At 40.6% G+C, this 17,780-nt stretch carries 16 protein-coding genes; 8 read left to right on the top strand and 8 right to left on the bottom strand.

Annotation, left to right across the window (positions count from 1 at the left end; all coding sequences use genetic code 11):
* Positions 1-424 precede the first annotated feature (424 nt).
* Positions 425-2,317 carry an AAA domain-containing protein gene (locus tag E0E36_RS18345; RefSeq protein ID WP_130857230.1) on the top strand — a complete coding sequence of 631 codons (1,893 nt, stop codon included), beginning with the start codon at positions 425-427 and terminating at the stop codon, positions 2,315-2,317.
* Between the two features lie 21 nt (positions 2,318-2,338).
* Here the strand turns inward: E0E36_RS18345 and E0E36_RS18340 are convergent, their stop codons facing one another.
* Positions 2,339-2,947 (bottom strand): DNA-3-methyladenine glycosylase, encoded by a 609-nt coding sequence (locus tag E0E36_RS18340; RefSeq protein ID WP_130857229.1) that lies wholly within the window; start codon positions 2,945-2,947, stop codon positions 2,339-2,341.
* Positions 2,948-2,970: 23 nt separating this feature from the next.
* Here E0E36_RS18340 and E0E36_RS18335 point away from each other — a divergent pair, with 23 nt between their 5' ends.
* The 4 genes from E0E36_RS18335 to E0E36_RS18320 all read left to right on the top strand — a co-directional run bounded on the left by E0E36_RS18335 (position 2,971) and on the right by E0E36_RS18320 (position 8,312).
* The gene (locus E0E36_RS18335; protein ID WP_130857228.1) at positions 2,971-3,315 is read left to right on the top strand and encodes a hypothetical protein; all 345 of its coding nucleotides are present in this window, start codon (positions 2,971-2,973) and stop codon (positions 3,313-3,315) included.
* A 107-nt stretch (positions 3,316-3,422) separates the two neighbouring features.
* Entirely contained in the window at positions 3,423-4,325 is a 903-nt protein-coding gene (locus E0E36_RS18330) for a hypothetical protein (RefSeq protein ID WP_130857227.1), read from the top strand.
* Positions 4,326-4,460: 135 nt separating this feature from the next.
* Positions 4,461-7,784: a c-type cytochrome biogenesis protein CcsB gene (gene ccsB, locus E0E36_RS18325; RefSeq protein ID WP_130857226.1), complete on the top strand. Its 3,324-nt coding sequence runs from the start codon at positions 4,461-4,463 to the stop codon at positions 7,782-7,784.
* Positions 7,785-7,865: 81 nt separating this feature from the next.
* Entirely contained in the window at positions 7,866-8,312 is a 447-nt protein-coding gene (locus E0E36_RS18320; protein WP_130857225.1) for a pyridoxamine 5'-phosphate oxidase family protein, read from the top strand.
* Between the two features lie 53 nt (positions 8,313-8,365).
* Here the strand turns inward: E0E36_RS18320 and E0E36_RS18315 are convergent, their stop codons facing one another.
* The 7 genes from E0E36_RS18315 to ppk2 form a co-directional block, all read right to left on the bottom strand.
* Positions 8,366-9,370, bottom strand: a complete 1,005-nt coding sequence (locus tag E0E36_RS18315; protein ID WP_130857224.1) for an ABC transporter permease — start codon at positions 9,368-9,370, stop codon at positions 8,366-8,368.
* Complete coding sequence (locus tag E0E36_RS18310) at positions 9,363-10,319, bottom strand: ABC transporter ATP-binding protein (protein WP_130857223.1); 957 nt, start codon at positions 10,317-10,319, stop codon at positions 9,363-9,365. The genes E0E36_RS18315 and E0E36_RS18310 overlap by 8 nt, the downstream gene beginning before the upstream one ends.
* Before the next feature lie 3 nt (positions 10,320-10,322).
* The gene (locus E0E36_RS18305; protein ID WP_130857222.1) at positions 10,323-11,483 is read right to left on the bottom strand and encodes a COG1470 family protein; all 1,161 of its coding nucleotides are present in this window, start codon (positions 11,481-11,483) and stop codon (positions 10,323-10,325) included.
* A gap of 202 nt (positions 11,484-11,685) precedes the next feature.
* Positions 11,686-12,069, bottom strand: coding sequence for a (deoxy)nucleoside triphosphate pyrophosphohydrolase (locus E0E36_RS18300; RefSeq protein WP_130857221.1), 384 nt, complete (start codon positions 12,067-12,069; stop codon positions 11,686-11,688).
* A gap of 37 nt (positions 12,070-12,106) precedes the next feature.
* Positions 12,107-12,838, bottom strand: coding sequence for a class I SAM-dependent methyltransferase (locus E0E36_RS18295; RefSeq protein WP_130857220.1), 732 nt, complete (start codon positions 12,836-12,838; stop codon positions 12,107-12,109).
* A gap of 179 nt (positions 12,839-13,017) precedes the next feature.
* A complete protein-coding gene (locus tag E0E36_RS18290) occupies positions 13,018-14,163 on the bottom strand; it encodes an FAD-dependent monooxygenase (RefSeq protein ID WP_130857219.1) in 1,146 nt (381 codons plus the stop codon).
* 39 nt (positions 14,164-14,202) lie between these two features.
* Positions 14,203-15,024: a polyphosphate kinase 2 gene (gene ppk2 / locus E0E36_RS18285; RefSeq protein ID WP_130857218.1), complete on the bottom strand. Its 822-nt coding sequence runs from the start codon at positions 15,022-15,024 to the stop codon at positions 14,203-14,205.
* Between the two features lie 142 nt (positions 15,025-15,166).
* On the opposite strand from ppk2, the gene pxpB reads away from it, so the two are divergent.
* The 3 genes from pxpB to E0E36_RS18270 all read left to right on the top strand — a co-directional run bounded on the left by pxpB (position 15,167) and on the right by E0E36_RS18270 (position 17,738).
* Complete coding sequence (pxpB, locus tag E0E36_RS18280; protein WP_130857217.1) at positions 15,167-15,925, top strand: 5-oxoprolinase subunit PxpB; 759 nt, start codon at positions 15,167-15,169, stop codon at positions 15,923-15,925.
* Positions 15,915-16,904: a 5-oxoprolinase subunit C family protein gene (locus tag E0E36_RS18275; RefSeq protein ID WP_130857216.1), complete on the top strand. Its 990-nt coding sequence runs from the start codon at positions 15,915-15,917 to the stop codon at positions 16,902-16,904. The genes pxpB and E0E36_RS18275 overlap by 11 nt, the downstream gene beginning before the upstream one ends.
* 78 nt (positions 16,905-16,982) lie before the next feature.
* A complete protein-coding gene (locus E0E36_RS18270; RefSeq protein ID WP_130857215.1) occupies positions 16,983-17,738 on the top strand; it encodes a LamB/YcsF family protein in 756 nt (251 codons plus the stop codon).
* The last annotated feature ends 42 nt before the right edge of the window (positions 17,739-17,780 follow it).

Genomic DNA, 17,780 nt, shown 5'->3' with positions numbered 1-17,780 from the left:
TACTTCCTGCTTTTTTCTTTCACCTTCCCGGGCATCGCGCCCGTTCCGTCGTCCCCTCTCTCCCGATTGGGAGTGCAAAGGTAACAGCTTTTTTCTTTTCTCCAAAATATTTTTTTAAAATATTTTTCCTCCTCCCTGCCGTTCACCTCCGTACCTCAAAAAACAACCGCATCCCTTCGTTTGCGGAGTGCCCGCCTCCCGAACGGGATGGCAAAGGTACGAATTTCCCCCGTTCCCCCAAATGTTTCGCGCCCCGGACAATAGCTTTTTTTTACAACAAACTGGAAATCAAACCGTTTTTTTTTCCTCCCACACACAGGCAACACTAATCTACCTATTTTATTACTTATGCATACTTAACTACGCAGCCATCCCGTCCTTATAACAAAAAAAATTTAATTAAAATGCTTCTTATCTTTGCCGCATGGATTATTTTGGCAATTTGTTAGCGTTATTAAAATTAGAACAAATAGAAGATAGGAATTCCTTTCAAACCTCGCTAACTACCCTGTCCATTACACAGCGAAAAAAAAATGGGAACACCTGGTTTCCTATACATATAAAAAAAATAACTATCGAAAGAGGCGACTACATCGCTCTGGAAATTGAACGTTCAAACGATCAAGAAACAATACATCATTTTAAATCCGGGGCGTCAGTTGCTCTTTTCTCTAATCTTGATTCGGTTAATCACCGCATTGTGGGACAAGTGTCCTACCTTGTTGAAAACAAAATGAAAGTTATGCTGCATCTTGATGAGCTTCCCGACTGGATTCACAATGGTAAACTTGGCATCGATTTATTATTTGATGAGTATAGCTATAAGCAAATGCAAAATGCGCTGCTAGAAGCTTCGAAATCAAATAAAAATCCTCTTATTCAAGTGTTAATAGGAGAAAGGCAACCTGTATTCTTTTCTTCTGCTACCCCTATTTCATTAGATAGGTTGAATGCCAATCAGCAGCTAGCCATCGAAAAAATTCGATCTGCGAATGATATAGCCATCATTCATGGTCCCCCGGGCACCGGCAAAACTACAACCATCATCGAAGCTTGCAAGGTTTTACTGAAAGAAAGAAACTGTCAGTTACTGGTGGTTGCACCGAGCAACACTGCAGTAGATCTTCTTACAGATCAACTTCTCAAAGCACAAATCAATGTTACACGAATCGGAAGCCCCTCTCGTGTAACACCTGAGTTACTACATGCGACATTAGATGAGCAGATCAGCCAAACTTCGTCAATAAAAGAAGTAAAAAAAATCAGAAAGCGAGCAAATCAATTTCGTGAAATGGCACGAAAGTATAAACGTAACTTTGGCAAAGAAGAGCGAATCCAGCGACAAACATTATTTGCCGAAGCAGCAAAGCTTATAAAGGAAGCCGATGCTTTAGAGCAGTATGCCACAGAGTCTGTCATCAAAAATGCGCAGGTAATTACAGCAACATTGGTGGGAGCCGGCCATTACTCAATAAAAAACATTTGCTTTGAGGCAGTCATAATCGATGAAGCCGCACAGGCTCTAGAACCCGCATGTTGGATTCCCATATTAAAAGCAAAGAAATTAATATTAGCAGGCGATCATCAGCAGTTGCCTCCAACGATCAAATCCGTTTCTGCCGCTAATCAGGGACTTAAGGAAACATTACTGGAAAAATGCATTCATTTATATCCGCAATCAGGTGTTATGCTTCAGGAACAGTATCGAATGCATACATCCATCATGTCCTTTTCCTCCCAAAAATTTTACCAAAGCTCGCTAATTGCACACAGTTCCGTTGCAAATACCCTGTTGTTTCCTAATGATCAGCCCTTGCAATTTATCGATACGGTGGGCTGTGGGTTTGATGAAAGAGACGATGAAGGTAGCATATACAATTTAGAAGAAGCTTCCTTTGTTTTACATTACCTTTCAATGTTGAGTACATCGCTTAGCCAACATTATTCACCCGAAAATTATCCTCGTATCGCTATTATTTCTCCCTATGCTTCGCAAGTCGATAAGCTCAAAGCGTTATTGGAAGCCAGATCTCTTTCTATATATAAAGATAAAGTTACGATCAATACCATCGACGGCTTTCAAGGTCAAGAAAGAGACATTGTTATTATCAGCCTTACACGAAGTAACCAAGAAAGAAAAATTGGTTTCTTAAGCGATATTAGGCGCATGAATGTCGCGATGACAAGGGCAAAAAAGAAATTAGTGATGGTAGGTGATAGCCTTACCCTATCAAAGCTACCTTTCTATGCCGATTTAATTACCTATTCAGAAAAAGAACATGCTTACTACAGCGCTTGGGAATATTTGAACAATTAACATAGCAGGCTTGCTATGTTTTCACTTTCGACTTACAAAACGATTTCCCTTTATATAATAGCGCCAGGGCAATAAAGCATCTTCCTTTGCATATTCTACACCAATCCTTGTCGAAACAACAATATCTTGCTCATCCAACGAGATCCCCACGTCCTCTATCCAAATATCGTCACCGGATAAGCTTTTTCCGTTGAAATTTCCTGCAATGCCTAAAGCTTGCGTCAGCGTTCCCGGGCCTGCAGAAAGCCGTGGAGTCAGTACCTCCATATTACGTCTCTTTAACATATAATCGAGCCCCACAATTGGCTCAATACCTCTCACTAAAACAGCTTGTGGAACATCGATTGGACCGGTTACAACATTAAAGAGATAATGGATCCCATAACAAAGATATACATACGATACCCCTCCCTCCCCATACATTACTTTTGTTCTTTCGGTAAAACGTCTGCCATAAGCATGGGAGGCCTTATCTGTTATACCATTATAGGCTTCTGTCTCTACGATAATCCCACCGGTTACAAGGCCATTAATATTAGTGTAGATAACCTTTCCCAAGAGTTGCTGCGCAACCCACTGCACGTCGTCTTGCAGATAAAAATATTTTGGTAATTGCTTATTGTTCTTCACCCAAAGTCAATATCGATCGAAAAATGGAAGATAAAATTATACATTTGTCCGCGCGTTACCAAATTTTGATTTCTATGCAGAGCAGAGCTTTTTTATTTCACTCCATTATACGAGCTAGTCTGGCGATCCTATTATTGATAGTTATTAGTTTCACCTTTTTCAGTTGCGAAAAAGATAATTACAATCCTGAAAACTATTGGCCCCAGGTAGGGCACCGAATAGATATGGTTGAGCGATATTGGGGACCACCCGACGATCGGGATTCATATTACAATGGGGATGTATTTATTGTATCCTACTATTATTACAACGAAGGCATTTTCATCGAGTTTTTTCAGGATCGGGTTGATTTTATTGGCGACCTATAGTATTAATACGCGCATACAACTTGCTAAACATTAGTTTGCTATCCACTTTTTGTTATATTTTTTGTAGCTTGCCCTCTAAATATTCCGCTCATCATTGAGTATATACGATGAAATTCAGGGAGTTAATCCGACAGGAACAAGATATCGCCTTTGTAATCGGCAACGGCATCAATCGATATCCTAACAATCCAAAAGCGTTATCTTGGGAGGAATTACTTCTTAAGCTATGGCATAAGTTTTCTCCAGACGTCTTTAACTTCGTCCCGAAAGGCATTACAACCACCGAATTTTATGATTTGCTAGACTTAGCTAGCATAGAAACCGCTAACAGCCCATTTCAAATTCAGAAAGAAGTAAGTCGTCTACTGAGCGGTTGGCAGCCGTTCGATCATCATGTTTCATTCGTACAGTGGGCCAGGCAGCATGAAGCACCTATTCTTACCACCAATTTTGATCTTACATTATCTTCACTGCCCTTCATGCAGCAATACCGTTTTAAAACGACGTCTTTCACTGACTTTTATCCTTGGTCAACCTATTTCTCGGATCACGAGTTAAAAGATCCGTTGAAAGGTTTCGGAATATGGTTTATTAATGGACTTGTCAGCTACCATAGAAGCATTCGTCTAGGTCTTTCTCATTATATGGGATCCATTGAAAAAGCAAGAAATTACATCTATAAAAGTCGCACAGGCAGTCTCTTTAACAATAACAGTCAAAAGATTTGGAGTGGAGGTAATACATGGCTCCAAGTCTTCTTTAATAAGCAGTTATGTATTTTCGGTTTAGGGTTGGAAGAAAATGAAATTTTCATCCGATGGCTTTTAATAGAACGCGCAAAATACTACCGAAAATTTCCCGGCAGAAGAAAAAAGGCCTGGTATATTGCTCCTAAAAACGAAAAACCGGACGACCGAAATCTTGGTAAGATTCAATTTTTACGAGGAATCGGTATCAACTTGATTGAAACCAACAACTATGGAGAAATTTATAACGAGCCATGGCTCTAGGCCAATCACTATTCTTTTTTTACAAAAAAATTATATTGGTTTTACTTTTCTCCCTCTAAAAAGCAAGATATTTGCCGCAAATCCCCATAAGGAATTATTTTTTAGTGTCTGCTACTCACCTATAAATATTTGTTAATGAATTTCGTCGGAAAGATACTTTTCTCTACCCGAACCATGGGTTTTATGTTGTTGTTATACGCTTTCTCGATGGCGGTAGCTACATTTGTCGAAAATGATTACGGCACGCCTGTGGCAAAAGCCCTCATTTACAACAGTTGGTGGTTCGAGTTGATTATGGTCATACTCGTGCTTAATTTCATCGGAAACATAAAACGCTATCAATTAATCCAGCGGAAAAAGTGGCCATTATTAGTTTTCCACCTGGCATTCATATTAATCTTCGTCGGCGGAGCGATTACCCGTTATATCAGCTTTGAAGGTTCTATGCATATCCGTGAGGGGGAGTCCAATAATGAAATTATTTCCGATGCTTCATTTTTTAAGGTACAAATTACAAATGGTGAAGAAGCCTTAGCCTATAAAGATGTACCGGTCATTCTAACATCTCGTCAGGTTCCCTTTTACTTAAAGCCTTTTCAAAAGGAATATGCTGCAGAGTACGATTTTATGGGACAACGTTTAAAAATGCGTGTCTTGGATTACATACCGAGAGCCCAAGATTCGCTGGTAGCGTCGTCAACAGGCAAGAACATACTACATCTCGTGACCTTGATCGAAGGTAAAAGAGAGAACAAATATATCCCTTCGGGTAGTGTACAACTGATCCAGAATATGCTAGTCAGTTATAACAAGGAAACACCGGGGGCAGTAAACATTCAAGAAGAAGCTGGAAATCTAGTTATCAATTCGCCGGTAGGTGGTGGCTATATGATTATGGCGTCACAGGAAAAGGGTGAACTCCAAGCAGAACGGAAACAACCTTTTCATCTTCGTAGTTTGTACACGCTAGGAAGTTTAACTTTTGTTATACCTCAAGCACCATCCAAAGGTGAGATTATTCATTTTGAGGGCGATAAGCGTACGCATGAAAACGAGGCTGACCTGGTTAAACTGGAACTCTCAACCAATAATGCCACCGATACCGTATCATTTTATGGAGGAAAAGGTATCACCAGTTTTCAACATCAGTCAGAAATAGGTGGTCTAACCGTGTCCATAGGCTACGGCTCAAAAATATATTACACACCCTTTGAACTTAAACTTCGCAAATTCAAAATGGAAAAATACCCCGGAAGTAATAGTCCTGCCTCCTATTCCTCCGATTTAGCAATTGTAGAAAAACAGTCAGAGACACCATATACCATCTATATGAACCATGTGTTGGATCACCAAGGTTACCGTTTCTTTCAATCAAGTTTTGACCCGGACGAAAAAGGCACCGTTTTGTCAGTTAATCATGATTTTTGGGGCACTACCACCACCTATATAGGTTACACATTTCTATTTCTAGCCATGTTTGTTACTTTGTTTTGGAAAGGAACTCGCTTCTCTAAGCTAAATGAGCAGTTAAGCGCTTTATCGAAGCAAAAGGCGTCGCTTTTACTCCTTTTGTTTATGCCATTTGGCGCAAGTTATGCACAGGAAATAGACATGCATGGTCCGTCCAGGGGAGATCAGCTATTGAAAAGCGACGAACAGGGGCATCAACATCAGCATAACCATGTACATACGCATGATTCGGCTGTCCAATCAGAAAACCGGCCCGATCTTTCAATGCCTGTACCTAGCAAAATACAAGACCCTGCTCAATTCGCAGCGTCAGTAAAACTAAGCAAATCACATGCAGCTAATTTCGGAAGCCTTCTAGTACAAAATTTTGACGGAAGAATAGAACCCATCAATACCTTGGCACTGGAAATCTTGCGGAAACTTCATCACAAAGATCAGTTTTACGAATTAGATGCCAATCAATTCCTTTTGTCTGTATCAACACAACCTTTTGATTGGGCACAAGTCCCGTTAATTAAAGTAAATGCAAAAGGTGGGCCGGAGCTGTTAAATCGTGTAAAAGCGGACCCTAAGGGGTATACATCGCTACTTAACTTAATCACGCTCAAGGATAATAAAGCGACCTTCATTCTAGAAGATGAATACCAACAAGCATTCGCGAAAAAGCCTGCTGATCAAAACAGCTATGACAAAGAGCTTATTGAACTGAATGATAAATTACAGGTTATGCAGTATCTGATCAGTGGGCAATATCTACGGGTGTTACCTATCCCGAATGATCCAAACAATACTTGGGTTGCTTGGGGTAGTGAACATGCAAATCATAATACCGATGTTAAAAATCCTTTCGCCGCCTATCTTAAAGAAGTCATCTATGCACAAACCACACAAAATTGGCAGCAAGCCGATCAACAGTTAGAAAAATTAAAGTCGTTGCAAAAAGAAATAGGCAAAGAAATTATTCCATCGGAAGCAAAAATTAACTGGGAAATCCGATACAATTCATGGAATATCTTCTTTAAGCTTATGATTGCTTACGCCTTATTGGGAAGTCTAATTCTTGCGTTAGCCTTTGTTAAGCTTTTCTCGGAGGCCAGATTTGTGAGTCGATTAATTTCTTTTCTACTCGTCGTTGTAACAATTGCGGCCAGTTTACAGGCACTTGGTCTAGGCATCCGATGGTACATCTCCGGTCATGAGCCCTGGAGTAATGGCTACGAGGCGGTTATGTTTATTAGTTGGATTGGGATACTTTCCGGCCTTATCTTATATCGCAATAGTAATGCCTTTATCCCGGCAGCGGGATGTCTTATAGCTGTGATATTAATGGGCTTTGCACACGGCGGTTCACAGATGAATCCTCAGATTACACCATTAGTACCCGTTCTAAAATCCTATTGGCTAATGATACATGTCGCTATCATTACTTCCAGTTATGGATTTTTCGGCCTAAGCGCGCTAATTGGTCTTGTGACGCTCATTTTGCATATTATAAAAAACAAAAAAATAGCTTTGAAGGTCAGTGCATCTCTAAATGAACTAACAATTGTAAACGAAATGTCCCTCACTGTCGGACTGTTCTTATTAACTATAGGCACATTCCTGGGCGGCATATGGGCAAATGAAAGTTGGGGCCGCTATTGGAGCTGGGACCCGAAGGAAACTTGGGCTTTTATTTCCATTATATTATATGCTTTTGTTTTGCATGTTCGTTTAATTCCTGGATTGAAAAGTAAATTTTTGTTTAATTTGCTCTCTTTGCTAAGCTTTTCGAGCGTGATCATGACCTATTTTGGGGTTAACTATTACCTTTCGGGCTTACATTCGTATGCAAAAGGAGATCCCGTTCCCATCCCATCGTGGGTATACATCACGGTAACATCAATTTTTGCGATTGCCTTCATTTCTTATTTTCGATATAAACAATTTGGAAAAAGCAGCAACGAAAGCCACCCTGTTGGAAGGAAAACGGCGTTTGAACGTGCCTGACAAGAGCAATATCACATGTCGTATTTAGTTGTTATAACGTTAGTTGGTCTCTTTATTGTTAAAAATAGTTAGCTTTACCGTATGCTTACAGATGAAATAAAACGCTATATTGATAAAAGCGTCCTATGTTGGCTTGCCACGGCTTCACGAGAAGGAGTTCCTAATGTTTCCCCGAAAGAGATCTTTACTCATTATGGGCAAAACCTGCTAATTGCTGATATTGCATCTCCCCAATCTATTAAAAACATTATGGAAAACGATAATGTCTGCATCAGCTTTATTGACATTTTGATACAGAAGGGATGGCAATTAAAGGGAAAGGCCACAATTATTGATTCAGGTCATCTACATTTTAATTTGTTGCTGCAACCCTTAACTCAAATGACCAAAGGAAAGTTCCCAATAAACAATATTATCTCTGTCCAAATAGAAAAGACTAAGCCGATATTCGCTCCCAGCTACATCCTATATCCTGGCACAACAGAGGAAGAGCAAATAAAAAGCGCCATAAAAGCATACAAGCTTTAAAATTCAACCTTGAGAAGAAATAATACAAGGGTATTCATTTTCTCTATTTGGCATTAGCGCGATCTTATTTCCCTTCTCATAAATAAATAATAGGAACCTGCAAAACATAATATAGTGACAGCTACTAAACCGGTAAGTTGTGGCCACACAATGGCGAGGCTTTCACCGATCGGCAAGGGACTTGGTATTGCACCGTAAACCTGTTCCATTGTTAATGGACCCAAACTCCGAACAGAAGGCATCAAAAGCGTCGTTGTTGCATCGCTGTAGAGTTGGCTAGGTACTATGCGCAGTAAATCGCTGATCAGCTTTTGATAGCTTAGGCTTTGATAAGTGTCGGCTGCCGCGGTAGGTATAATTGCCTTAGCGATAAGACTAATAATTATTTGATAAAAAACAGTGAAGAATAACCAAACGGCAATGGCGGTCAATGCAGATGTTGCAGCTTGTCTAAATCGTATGGAAAAAAATATGGCCAGATTTAGCCAAAAAGCCACATAAAGTATACTGAGAAAAAGAAAAAGAAAGATTCTGAGGAGTTCCTGAGGAGTTGGCGGAATACCAATAATAATGATCCCTAAGCCCATAACTCCCAGACCCAATGCAAAAAAAAGTGTACTGATTACGATCAAAGCCCCTGCAAACTTCGCGTTAATTAGATAATCGCGATGAATCGGCTGGGCCATAACTCGACTCAAAGTGCCGGCATTCTGTTCAGAATTAATGGCATCAAAACCCAGACTAATCCCCAAAAGAGGGCCCAAAAAACCAACAAATACATGAAAGGGAGGTAAAGATCCATCAGAAAGTGTGAACAATTTTAAAAACAGAAAGGCGCTTTCCGGGTCACCCGGTTTAGCAACAGCCTTACTGATACCGCTCATAGATGTATATAACGAACTAACACAGGTTAATAGAATAAGCGAAAGTAAAATGATAAAGCGCCAACTTCTAATATGGTCACTGACCTCTTTGGCTACCAAAACTCTGAAAGGGTGAGCAGGTCTTCTCTCTTCCCGATTCGGAGAAATAAGGTTCAAATTCAATAATTTATACATACTTCTGTTCTCCTTCAAAATAACGCTGATAAATTTCGTCTAAACCATATTGTCGCTGATACAAGTGTGTCAGATCAATATCTGAACGGACAATTGTACGTGCTATAGCAGCTGTTTTATCCGTTGAGCACCCAATCAATAATCGATTTTGCTCATACTTAACGCTATTAATTCCATCGATCTTCCCCAGGTCGTTCATCAATTGATGTGGTTTTTCCAACTCGTGCCAAGCGATACCTGCCTCTACCGTAAACACTTCGCTACTAAAAAGTTGTTTTGAAAGTTCGGGTATAGTGCCATTGGCAATCAATTTGCCATTAACAAAGATCCCTACCCGATCACATACCTGTTGTACTTGATGTAAGTGATGAGATGAGAGCAAAACAGTAAGTCCCTGTTCTCTACTTAACTGAACAATCAAGTCTAAAAATGCTTTGACACCACTCGGATCAATACCGAGTGTCGGTTCATCCAAAATAATTACTTCCGGTCTTTTAATCAAAACATCTGCCAAGCCAAGTCGCTGACGCATTCCTCTAGAGTAAGTTCCAACTTTTTTATTAGCCGCATCTATCAACCCTACTCGATTCAACAGATCTAAAGCTCTGTCTCTTGCTTCAGTCCACGTTGCGCGATTAAGTTTAGCGGTGAAAATCAGATTCTCCAATCCGGTTTGATTATCATAAAACCCGACATTATCCGGTAGATAACCGACTCGTCTTTTTACTTCAATGGGATTGACAGTGGAATCGATATTGCAAACTTTAATCGTTCCTGTCTTTGGCTCAGTCAGTCCCAGCATCATTAAAATTGTCGTCGACTTACCGGCACCATTTGGTCCTAAAAGGCCATATATTTCTCCCTTTCGAACCGCGAGATCCAAGTTATCAACGGCCTTCAATGAACCGTAACATTTTGTAACACCTTTTAATTCGATAACTTCTTCCACCGCCTATCTCCTTCCGTACTTACGAATTAGGTAATATACACAAGCAATAGCCGCTAAAATGATCATAATGCCCAACCATCCCCACAGTAAAGAAGTTTCGACGGATATACGAAACGAGGCTTTCGAAGATATCTCCGGTGTTTTTGCTTCCAATTCCGTCACATAATCACCCGCAATGGCCTTCTTATCCGCTTTAATCGTTGCGAAGACGTCTACGGTTGCCCCAGGTCTTAGCAAAGGAATTTTTGCGGGTTCGAAAACGACATCCCAGTTTGCCGGAGCAGAAAACTTCATTTCGACATTTTTTAAATCAGCCGAACCGCTGTTTTTTAGTGCGAGCTGCACCCTTTTACTTTCACCGGCTGTAACATCGGTGCTTAGTAAGCCGGTCGGTGTGGTCAGTTCCATTTTATAAGATCCCTTGATCACTACTTCGAATTCCAAATTAGCTGATGTATTCGCTGTAGTCGCCAAAACAGGCACTTTGTAGGAACCTGCCTTCGTTTCATCAGGCGGATCTATTTCAACCGTAATGTTTTGGGTTTGGTTAGCTACCATATCTACCGAAGAAACCTGTTTGCCATTCGCCTTAAAGGACACATTCCATCCCGGAAGTGCTTGCGCCGTTAAGGCATAAACTTGATTATCTGCGGTTTGATTTCTTAAGGTCGCATTAAAGGTAAACATTGAATTGGCTGCCCCCTCCATATTTCTTTGATCAGACGAAAACCCGGTCTTATAGCCTCCCTGCTCCGATACCAGCACAGTCAATGGCAAAGAAGCATATCCTTTAGCTTGCACCCGAAATTGGAAAGCGCCTTTGTTAACCTTCACCGGAACATTAACCTTTAAGTTAAAGCTTTTCTTTTCCTTCGGAAGAACAGAAAGTTGCGCCACATCCCAATTGCCGGATTTCAGTTCATAGCTCCAATCTTTTGGCAAGCCGACAACTGAAATATCACTGGTTTTTATTGCATTGCTGTTGTTAATTAAATCAATCGAATAATCGATCGATTCTCCGGGTGGTACTGAAATTTTCGGATACGGCGTATACAATGAAAGACCTTGGGCCAGGCAATTTTCATAAAAACTATAAGGCAATAGCCCCAACAGGAAAAATAAAATGGTAAAAAATGAATACAATCGTTTTGCACGCGCTAACATAAAAAAAAATTTATAATTTTTAACACTAACAGTACAAAGTGGTTAGGCTTTCAAATCGTGGGCTCCGAGCTAGACCAACCATTTAGCCGAGCTTGCCAAATGAGTCAGATTTGAAATGCGGCAGCTAATTTATTAAAAAGATACATTTTTCATAAATTGAAATAAAAAAATTATAATGCTGAAGAAAATAGTACCAATGACACTACAAATATTGCAAGATGGGCTGATCAGCAGCCGCCCAAGCTAACGTCTTTAGTTTTTCTTTTGGTAACCATATTGCATGCAGGTGTTCCACCAATGTAACCTCACGTGAAGTTGAATTACAGTGAAAAGCAGTTAGTGTGATCATAAAATCGGGATATTGATGATTAACAACAGCTATTTTTCTATTTACCGTAATACATAATGCCAACTCCTCATCTATTTCTCTAATCAGCGCATCTTCGTCCCGCTCACCGCGCTCTACTTTTCCACCGGGAAATTCATATTTATAGCTTAGATAAGGGTAATTGTGTTCACCTTTTTGCGTGCAAAGAATAGCTCCTTTATGCTCTATGACCGCCGCAACAACTTTATAATGTTTCATCTCCCTATTTCAACCATTGTAAAAACTTAAGGCATTTTTATTTAGACACCGAAAATAAAAGAAAAATCGGACGCCTCAATTCGTGAACCATATCTGGATAATTTTTTAACACGGATACTGATGGTTTTGGTTCGCAAAGTCTATTAATTGTAAAACCAGCATCCAATAAATTTGATAAATAGGTCTCAACAGTCCGATGGTATTTTATAACATCTTCATTTAAAAACCTAGTCTTCCTGAGCCCTTCACTAAAGTAATGATCGATGGGCCAGTGCATCCGATTTTTCTGCTCATCGTAAAACCAATCTTGAGAAGCCATGGCAGTAAAAACAGGATGTTCGACAGAGAAAACAAAAGTACCGCTAGGTACTAAACAATGATAAACATGCTCGCAAACCTGTTGAAAATCGCTCACATAATGAAGTGCGAGCGAACTAATGACGACATCAAAGGTAGCCTCGCTAAATGTTATGTCCTCAATGGCTACGCACTCGTATTGGATATTCTGATCTTGCGTCAGTTCTTTCGCTTTTTCCAGCATTTTCTTAGACAGATCTATTCCGGTGACCCGCTTCGCTTTCTGTTCCATTGCATAGCGGCAGTGCCATCCATAACCACAACCTAAGTCTAGCACAGTTTTGTCAGCCAAATCCGGCAACAAGGCTCGGAAAGCAGGCCACTCACCCGCAGCTTCAAGACCGGCTGTAGAACGTGGCATCAAACCGTAGCTCGCAAAGAAGTTAGGATCATCATACTTATTTTCTTTCATGGTAAATCGTCCGTATTGTAAAAGTAAAAATGAGCGCTTATGTTTGCAATTATAACCATTCTAAAATACATTTATGCGATTTAAGATATTAGACAAAATGCAAGCGATCGCATCCGCTCAGCTAAAAGCTGACATTTGAGTTAAGAGGAAAGCGTTGTAATAATTTTGTCAAGCGCTTTTTAGAAATCAACTTTGAATAACCAGGCAATCTGCTTTTTTGTAACAATCTTAGGCACAGACCGTAATATACCATTACGAAACCTACACCAAAATGGGCTTTCCCAATGCGCCATCCAGCCAAGTAGCCTCGATTGCCATATGATGCGTTTAGTTCTTTTAACTCTTCGTTTTTCATATTGCTTAAGTGCTGTGGCGAGGTCGCTTTGCGTGGCAAGACACTGGGCTAAAACCACCGCGTCCTCAATCGCCTGACAGGCGCCCTGCCCCATATTAGGCGTTGTGGCATGTGCTGCGTCCCCCACAAGAACGATATTATCCTCGTAGACGAAATGCTGAAGCGGCTTAATATCAAATACATCACTCCAAATAAGTTGTTCCGGAGCTGTACTGCGAATAATTTCAGCTATTGGAGTATGCGCGTTTAAAAAACTGTCTGCCAAATCTTTGGGCTTCATTTCTCTCATGCAAGAATCGTTTTCTTTCGCATTCATACAGCAATACCAATAAATACGATTGTGAGACAAAGGAGACATACCAACTCTTCCCGCAGCCGTCCAGGTTTCCACAGATGCCATTTCATTTAAGGGGATGTTCGGATTTTCAATAACCGCACGCCAACAGGTATAACCTGCATATCTCGGCTTACTATCAGGTATAAGCTGTTGCCTTACGACTGAGCGGATACCATCTGCTGCGATCAACAGGTTGGTAACCGAGCTAGAACCGTCCGAGAAACAAAGAATGAGGTTTTCCTTTTTCCTCCTGAACGAAAGCAATTCTCTATTTAAATGTAATGAGTTGGGCAACAATCTACTTAAAAGCACTTCATGCAACTCCGAACGGTGAATCACCAAGTTTGCATTTGCAAAATCGGGTCCTAATAATTCCGTATCCTGATTACTTATAATTTTCCCGTCAGCATCAAGCATACGAAGGGAAGTGACCTGATGTCCTTTCTCAAAAACAGCCTGTTCTATTCCCAATCTTTTCAATCCCAATATGGCATTGGCTGCAAGTCCTATACCAGCTCCAACAGGCTTAATCACTGGCGCAGCTTCATAAATACTAACATCCAAGCCTAGGTTTTGCAGTGCCACGGCTGTGCATAAGCCGCCAATTCCTGCTCCTACAATAGCAACCCTCATTATACACCAAAGGTACTGAATGACTAGAATAAAAATTGCCTAACCATGAATCTTTATTAGTTTCTCGTCTACCTTTAAGTCTTGTTTACTCGTAAAACCTGTCACATTTGAAAGGACGTATTTAATAACCTCCAATCGGGCCTGCTTTTTATCATCCGTAACTACTTCGACCCAAGGGGATTTCTTGCTACCGGATCGTTTCAACATTTTATTTATATAATGGGTATAATCATCCCACTTTTCTTGTGCCTTTTCATCCAGATCCCCAACCTTCCATTGTTTCATCGGATCCTTTTGTCTATCTTCCAGTCGCTCCAGTTGCTCGTTCTTTGAAATCGTAAGAAAAATTTTCATCATAATGATTCCATCATCGATGAGTAGGTGTTCCAACGAATTTACTTGTTCCATAAACGAGGTGTATTGTAAGTCAGAGCAAAAACCAAATACAGGTTCCACAACAGCTCGATTATACCAGCTACGATCAAAAAACACGATTTCTCCGCTGGTTGGCAACTGTTTTATGTATCGTTGGAAATACCATTGACCTTTCTCCTCTTCTGTCGGTTTTGGAAGTGCAACTACACGTATTTTTTTCGGATTCAGTTTAGCGATCATTCTGCTGATTGTTCCTCCTTTTCCTGCCGCATCTCGTCCTTCAAAAATTAGCAGTAATCGTTTTTTATTTTCGATAACATATTGCTGCAAGCGAAGCAACTCAAACTGTAAAGCAGAAAGTTCTTTTTCGTAGGCGAGTTGCTTCCTGAACTTCTTCTCCTTGATGATATCGTTTGCGACTAGAAAATCCAGTATTTCCTCGCTTTTATTGATTCTTTCTAAATCACTAAGATCAAATTCGGCCATAATTTATTGCGGTAGTTTATGTTAGCTGTTATTCGTTCTGTTATCAATAAGTTTTAACAAAACGATTCTTGCTAATATACATTTTCTTCTTTATAAATTTGGTTTAGTACCTTCGCTTGAGCGATGAATTAAAAACTTACACATGAGAGTACCATTTGGCAGGCCCGGCCATTCATCTACACCTTCTTTCAATATTCATTTTTTATCAGAAAGTGCCGTTACCATTGAGTTTGGGCAAGAAATTGATGAAATGACCTTTAACCGAGTTCACCAATTCGATGAGCTAGTAAATCGTTTACCATTCGAAGGTTTTATTGCCACCGTCCCCGCCTATACTTCATTAGCTATTTTCTATGATACCATACAGGTTGTCCAAGCAAAACAGCTTTACGGCCTGAATAGTTTCGAACGAATTTCCAATTACTTAATTGAGTTGCAGCAACAGGCAATTCCGATAAATGAAATAAAAAAGGAACCTATTCATTTACCCATATGTTATGAGGAAGAACTTGGACCGGACTTAGCATATGTAGCTTCGTATCACAATATATCGACTCAGGAGCTTATCAAGTTACATAGTAGTACAACTTATAAGGTTTATATGATCGGCTTTGTTCCCGGCTTCGCTTATTTAGGCGGCACCCCCTCACTATTGGAAACACCAAGAAAGAAGATTCCGCGCAAGCAAGTACCGGCAGGCTCAGTCGGCATAGCAGGGAAGCAGACGGGCATCTATCCTCTGGAAATTTCCGGAGGTTGGCAAATCATTGGTTGCACCCCCCTGCGTCTCTTCGATATTAACCGATCTTCCCCGAGCCTATTGCGAGCCGGCGACGAGGTTATTTTCGATACAATTGATTTACGCGAATTTAAACGCCTGAGGAGAAGCAATGAAAGTTAAGATTTTAAAACCCGGCATACTCAGCACTGTACAAGATTTGGGGAGAAACTTTTATCGTGCCCAAGGAATTCCCTCTGCCGGAGCGATGGACTCACTTTCTATGCGGCTAGCAAATCTTAGCTTAGCTAATGCGATTGACGCGGCTGTGATAGAAATAACGTACGCGGATGTATTGTTAGAAGCCGAAACCGATCTTTTAATCGCATATTCCGGCGGGGGGGCCATTCTTTATGCTTCGGATCAAGTTTTACCTGATAATCGCCCTCTTTTTGTCCCAGCCGGACAAAATTTAGCATTTCGACATCACAGTTCGGGTTCAAGGACCTACTTAGCCATCGCGGGAGGTTGGGATGTTCCGATTGTTTTGGGAAGCAAAAGCACTTATATAACCGGCAGATTCGGAGGCTTGATGGGACGTGCTTTAAAAAAGCAAGATTCGCTTAAAAACGCAAACAACTTAACTACATCGACTTTGCGCCTATTATCGCACTTAAAAAGTACGAAAATCAGTTTTCCTAACTGGAGCATTGATAAAGAGCACTTTATGCCGCTTGACAAAAGAATGATCAGGATTGTTCCGGGCAAAGAGTTTACTTGGTTTCGAGCCGATTCTTTGCTAAATTTTTTGTCCGCTAGTTATACCTTGAGTCGTGATTGCAACCGCATGGGATATCGCTTTGAAGGGCCTTTATTGCAGCGTTCCAGCCAAATTGAACTACTTTCCACAGCGGTTGCACCAGGCACTGTACAGGTAACACACGACGGCTCCCTCGTTCTATTAATGTCAGACGGGCAAACAACGGGTGGCTACCCGCGTATTGCACAGATAGCACAAGTTGATTTACCACTTTGCGGACAATTAAAGCCCGGAGATTCTATTCAGTTTTCGGCCATTAGTCGTATAGAAGCTGAAAAGCTATACATGAATAGAGAAAACGAACTTAAAAAGCTTGCTGTTGCGCTAAATATGATCATTTAGAAACACAAACTAAAATCAATATGTCTATTTCGTAAATTGCCGAGATCTACAATATTTAACACGTGAAGGAAACTATATATGTATTATATTGATATCAATTGTGATGTTGGAGAGAGTTTTGGTGCTTATACACTCCCGGAACAGGATATGCTATTCGATTATATCAGCTCGGCGAACATTGCCTGTGGGTTTCATGCCGGTGATCCAGATGTAATGCAGCGTACGGTAGCAAGAGCAGTCGAAAAACGTGTAGCAATAGGGGCACATCCTGGCTTCAACGATGTACAGGGCTTTGGAAGACGAGAAATTCACATGAGTCCGAAGGAAATATACAATATGGTGCTTTATCAGATTGGCGCTCTTTATGGATTTGTAAAAACCGCTGGGGGAAAATTACATCATGTTAAACCACATGGCGCTTTGTATAATATGGCGGCTCGAGATGAAAATTTGGCAACAGCGATTGTACAGGCAGTTTATGATTTTGATAAGCGACTCTATTTATATGGACTGGCTGGTAGCAAACTAATTTTGTCAGCGCACAAAATAGGCCTTCCCGTTGCATCTGAAGTCTTTGCTGATCGAAGCTATCAAGATGATGGTAAACTCACACCCCGAAGTCAAGATGATGCCATTATTGCCGATACAATACAGGCAGTGAAGCGCGCTTTAGTTATGATCACCCAACAACAAGTATTATCAACAAATCAAAGATCTATCGCTATCAAAGCAGATACTTTATGTATACACGGTGATCATGAGAAAGCCCTGCTGCTGGCAAAAACTATTTACAATCAACTGATTCAACAAGGTGTTAAGATCAAAGCGCCCTAACATGAAGCAACCCGTAACAGTTATCTTAACTAGTTTTTGCAA

It is taken from the genome of Olivibacter jilunii (assembly GCF_900607235.1).
GTDB classification, from domain to species: Bacteria; Bacteroidota; Bacteroidia; order Sphingobacteriales; family Sphingobacteriaceae; genus Olivibacter; species Olivibacter oleidegradans.
This window is presented reverse-complemented; position numbering and strand designations above follow the sequence as displayed.

Coding starts and splice junctions, on each gene's coding strand:
- E0E36_RS18295 (WP_130857220.1), bottom strand. CDS start 12,838: ATGAAAGAAAATAAGTATGATGATCCTAACTTCTTTGCGAGCTACGGT.
- E0E36_RS18305 (WP_130857222.1), bottom strand. CDS start 11,483: ATGTTAGCGCGTGCAAAACGATTGTATTCATTTTTTACCATTTTATTT.
- ccsB (WP_130857226.1), top strand. CDS start 4,461: ATGAATTTCGTCGGAAAGATACTTTTCTCTACCCGAACCATGGGTTTT.
- E0E36_RS18300 (WP_130857221.1), bottom strand. CDS start 12,069: ATGAAACATTATAAAGTTGTTGCGGCGGTCATAGAGCATAAAGGAGCT.
- E0E36_RS18290 (WP_130857219.1), bottom strand. CDS start 14,163: ATGAGGGTTGCTATTGTAGGAGCAGGAATTGGCGGCTTATGCACAGCC.
- E0E36_RS18275 (WP_130857216.1), top strand. CDS start 15,915: ATGAAAGTTAAGATTTTAAAACCCGGCATACTCAGCACTGTACAAGAT.
- pxpB (WP_130857217.1), top strand. CDS start 15,167: ATGAGAGTACCATTTGGCAGGCCCGGCCATTCATCTACACCTTCTTTC.
- E0E36_RS18345 (WP_130857230.1), top strand. CDS start 425: ATGGATTATTTTGGCAATTTGTTAGCGTTATTAAAATTAGAACAAATA.
- E0E36_RS18320 (WP_130857225.1), top strand. CDS start 7,866: ATGCTTACAGATGAAATAAAACGCTATATTGATAAAAGCGTCCTATGT.
- E0E36_RS18335 (WP_130857228.1), top strand. CDS start 2,971: ATGGAAGATAAAATTATACATTTGTCCGCGCGTTACCAAATTTTGATT.
- ppk2 (WP_130857218.1), bottom strand. CDS start 15,024: ATGGCCGAATTTGATCTTAGTGATTTAGAAAGAATCAATAAAAGCGAG.
- E0E36_RS18330 (WP_130857227.1), top strand. CDS start 3,423: ATGAAATTCAGGGAGTTAATCCGACAGGAACAAGATATCGCCTTTGTA.
- E0E36_RS18315 (WP_130857224.1), bottom strand. CDS start 9,370: ATGTATAAATTATTGAATTTGAACCTTATTTCTCCGAATCGGGAAGAG.
- E0E36_RS18270 (WP_130857215.1), top strand. CDS start 16,983: ATGTATTATATTGATATCAATTGTGATGTTGGAGAGAGTTTTGGTGCT.